The sequence below is a fragment of the Arthrobacter sp. CAN_A6 genome, assembly GCF_015751715.1.
In the GTDB taxonomy this organism is placed as follows: Bacteria; Actinomycetota; Actinomycetes; order Actinomycetales; family Micrococcaceae; genus Arthrobacter_D.
In genome coordinates, this window is record NZ_JADOUV010000036.1 from 1 (window position 1) to 4187 (window position 4187).

Below are 4187 nucleotides of genomic sequence, written 5' to 3' on the forward strand. Positions count from 1 at the left end.
CGGAGACTGCCCCGGTTCCTGTTCCGACGGAGACTGCCCCGGTTCCTGTTCCGACGGAGACTGCCCCGGTTCCTGTTCCGACGGAGACTGCCCCGATAGGCACGGGTACCTCCACGTTCAGCAATGATGCGAGGGTGAAGGCTGGGGACGGGATCGCCACCAACAGGGGTATGAATATTCAATCTGCCGCTTCTGAGCCGACACCGAGTTATTCCCCTCTCGCGGTCATGGTGGGTGTTCTGCTGACAGGTTTGGTGCTGTTCACTTTGGTGACCACCGCGAGGCGCCACACGAGGCGAAAGCACTAGGCAGCGAGCCGGTTACACCTTGCAGGGTCCTTGGACAGGGCACCGGAACGTGACTTGTGGTCGGCGTCAGTCCCAAACGGTGCCGGTGCCTCCACGCTGTTGTGGTGGTTGGGCTGTCGTTGGAGCTGAGCCCGTCCTGTCATGCCATGATGGACGCGCTTGCGGTGATGATATCTCCTCAAAAGATGCGTAGCGGCCAGTTCGAGCGCGCAGGACCGGAAGGATAACGAAGGAAATGGGGGAAGTAGTGAGGGCGAGCCCGGGGGTAAGACCTCGTTATACGCTCAGCGACGCCGGTGACTACCTGTGCCTACGGTGGTCTCCCGGAGTCACGATGGAAGCGGAAGACGTTCACTCCACGATCGCCGCCGTCACCCGTGCATCACCTACGGGTAAGCGGCCATTGCTGGTACATATCGGTTTGGTGGAACAGATCACTGTTGATGCCAAGCAGTTACTCATCGAGGACACCTGCTCAACACGCACCGCCGTCGTCGGAGTCGATGAGGTAGGGAAAGTGATTACCGCGTTCAATTACCGGTCCGCCACGCCCAGCCGGTACTTCGTTGAGGAATCCGACGCGATCGCGTGGCTCACCGAGAACCCCGCCCTGGAATCCGCTCCTGCGGCAGTGGCGGAACCATTCACACTGGAAATGCGGGAGGAGATCCTGTGGGTGCAATGGCAGGCTGACGGGAGCGTCACTGATGCTGATGCACTGGCGCTACTGGAACGAGCCAAGCGGATCATTCCGTCGACGTGCCCACCAATGCTCTTTCAGCTCAACCACATGATCTCGCTTACTGATGGCGCCCTGCACGCTTTCGCCACAGGGTTGAACATCGCTGCCCTGGCCATCGTCGGGACCACGGTTGATGACCGCGTTATCACCATCTACTACAAAACGCTGCACCACCCGCCCTACCCGACCAGGCACTTCGAAACAGTCAGCGACGCACAAGAATGGCTAGCCCACTGCTTCGACTAAACACCGGACAGCGGACACACAAAACCGCACCTCACAAAACTGCGTGCGTTTGAGGATCCTCCGCTGCTTCACTATTTCCGGCATGAACCGCAACAAATGTTGTAATTTTCGGAAGGCGCCTGCATAGGAGGTCAGAAGTCATCTGCACGAGCATCGCGGGTAGCATCTGCTACTGCGCCGCAGGAATTGCCTAGGAAAGAGCTTGTCCGGTGAGGATTGAGGCAGTTTTCCTACACTTTATGACCTATCGAGTGTTGCCTTTGGTAACTTCCAATGTGTAGTTCCACATCAGCCACATCCCGCAGGCAGTATTACCGGTAGGCGTGCTGGGCGCTTTGGCTGGTGTAGCAGCTACATCTTTTTCCAACCCGATCAAAGGTCTCGCTCATGCGTTCAATCACTCGTGCTTCACTTGTCCTTGCCGGTTCCGCTGCCCTCGTCGGCGGCATGGCGCTGCCCGCCTCAGCAGTGGACACCACCACCACCGCCCAAATTAACGCGGGAACGATTGGTTTCAGCGCCTTTCCTACCTCCGCAGCCCTCGGTGCCGTTGTGCCAGGCGCCACTGTCACCACCAACTTGGTTGACATTCAGGTGACCGATAACCGCGCCGGCACCGCCGGCTGGGTGACCTCGGTTTCGATGAGTGACTTCACCGGCGCGAAAGAAACCGTCGCGGGAACACCGGATAACGTGATCCCCGCAGCCAACACTTCCTATACCCCGGCTGCAGCAATCGTTTCCGGAACCGCGACGCTGACCGCTTCCGCGGCGCAGGCAGATCTGAGCACCGCGAAATCCGTACAGACCGCCAGCGCAGTCAACGGTAACCACGTGGCCACCTGGGGCGCGACGCTGGCACTGACCGCGCCATCAAACGCACTGGCGGACACCTACACTGCGGTTCTGACGCACTCCGTCCTCTAAAGAACCGATGCAAAACCGTACCTGCAGGGCCACCAGAATGGAGCCCTGCAGGTACGGTTTGAGGAGACAATCTCCGCTTAGCTGATAAGCGTCTACTAACCCGCGAGGTCCCGGAATTTTGCGTTTTCTCATCACAGCATTGTGCCTGTTCATCCTGGTGCTCCTGCCGGCGTCCCCCGGCTTGGCCATCACCGACGCCGAACGCGGACTGAACGCGGAGGTCAGCACACCGGCCCCGCCTGAACAGTCAGGGATCGGACTTCGCCTGCTGGACATACCCACTGCCGCCCAGGAGGATCCCCGGGCCCGGTCCTACATTGTCGACCGCCTGGCACCCGGCACCGTGATCGAACGCCGGATTCAGGTACAAAACGACTCTGACTCCATCCAGTCGGTGCGGATCTATCCCGGTGCGGCCCATATTGAAGCGGGTTCCTTTATCGGCGAGGACGATCCGGCGGTCAATGAACTGACAAGCTGGACTTCAGTCGATCAAGAACGGTTGGACGTTGCCCCCGGTGGCTCCGCGGATGTCACAGTGACCATCGACGTACCCGCCGATGCGCCCGAAGGGGAGCAGTACGCCGCCATCTGGGCCGAAGTACGCAGTACCTCCAGTGAGGGTGCGAACAACATCATCCAGGCCAGCCGGGTGGGAATCCGCATGTATCTCTCCGTCGGCCCTGGCAACGGAAAGCCGGCCGACTTCAGCATTGACTCCCTGACCTCGGCCCGTGATGAGCTGGACAACCCCAAGGTCACCGCACTCATCACCAACACCGGAGGCCGGGCGCTGGACATCACCGGCGACCTAACACTCAGTGAAGGACCCGGCGGCCTCTCGGCGGGTCCCTTCACCGCACAACAGGCCACCACCATCGCACCAGGCGGCACAGGAACCGTCGCCATCACCTTGGACCCGGAGCTTCCTGACGGCCCCTGGAATGCTCAAGTAGCTCTCAAGAGCGGGCTGGTTGAACATACGGCAGAAGCGAACCTCACCTTCCCCGAGGCCGGCCAGGGCCAAACCGTTGAACCCGCAGAAAGCCCCGGGATCCCCTGGATTCCTCTCGGTGCCGCGGCAGCAGTGCTCGCCATGCTTGCAGCCCTGGTCTGGCGGCTGCGCCAACGCAAAATTGCCACAACGAATCATCAACCATCTGATACCCGGCAGGGTCACCGCCAAGAAGCCAAAACCGGACCCGGGCATCCATAGGGGTTGTAAGGATGATTAGCGTCGAAAGATTGATGTAGAACCCGAAACTGACGGTGGAATCCGGGCCGGGAACTTTATTTATGTCCGTTGGTCCAAGGGCGTCCGCGATGGGTAGGCGCACGGCGGCAACAGGACTGACAGCAGCACCACCTGTGATCATTCACGATTAGTGCTCCACGCATCACTTCCCATGGGTGACGGGCAGATCCCACCCCGGAACCCGGCCACCGGACGCGTCGGCATGGGTCGACGATACAACTGGAAACACAGACTCCACAGGGGCTGTCAGCTTCACTGCTCCCGCACCAGGGTGATCGCCGGATAGGTGTACGAACCCGTCCGGTTACCGGATGCGGACGGTGTGGCCGTTGCGCCAATGAGAACCGGTTTTCCGCCCCACGCCGATGATTCGGCAGGCTTCGGAATTGTTGAGCCCTTGCTTCATGAGCCGAATATAGTGGGCGCGCTCCGCGGCCATTCCGCCTGGACCGGGTTTGCGCTGATGAGTCTTGCGTGAAGTCACTGCAACTCCTGAAATGCTCAGGTGTTGCGACGATCGTTAGAATCCACCCCGTCACACCGGAGCCACCCCAACCTGTCACAGCCATGCCTTGGTACACGCTCATAGTTCTTCGAGGGCAACCACGGGACTGTCGGGACTGCTGAAGGTTTGGTTGACTCGTGGGGTTGATAGTTTTTAGGCGGCTAGCGCCATGTTGTTGATTGTCTCAAATTCGATCGGGGTCAG

At 60.0% G+C, this 4187-nt stretch carries 4 protein-coding genes; 3 read left to right on the forward strand and 1 reads right to left on the reverse strand.

What is annotated here, in order from left to right; all coding sequences use genetic code 11:
- Positions 1-642: 642 nt before the first annotated feature.
- From IWX75_RS17390 to IWX75_RS17400, 3 genes are all read left to right on the forward strand, one after another.
- On the forward strand, positions 643-1296 hold the full coding sequence (locus tag IWX75_RS17390; RefSeq protein WP_196823513.1) for a DUF7793 family protein: 654 nt from the start codon (positions 643-645) through the stop codon (positions 1294-1296).
- A 387-nt stretch (positions 1297-1683) separates the two neighbouring features.
- Positions 1684-2223: a WxL domain-containing protein gene (locus IWX75_RS17395; protein ID WP_196823514.1), complete on the forward strand. Its 540-nt coding sequence runs from the start codon at positions 1684-1686 to the stop codon at positions 2221-2223.
- A gap of 118 nt (positions 2224-2341) precedes the next feature.
- Positions 2342-3439, forward strand: a complete 1098-nt coding sequence (locus IWX75_RS17400; RefSeq protein WP_196823515.1) for a hypothetical protein — start codon at positions 2342-2344, stop codon at positions 3437-3439.
- A gap of 343 nt (positions 3440-3782) precedes the next feature.
- Here the strand turns inward: IWX75_RS17400 and IWX75_RS17925 are convergent, their stop codons facing one another.
- Positions 3783-3917, reverse strand: coding sequence for a helix-turn-helix domain-containing protein (locus tag IWX75_RS17925; protein ID WP_442858999.1), 135 nt, complete (start codon positions 3915-3917; stop codon positions 3783-3785).
- Positions 3918-4187 lie beyond the last annotated feature (270 nt).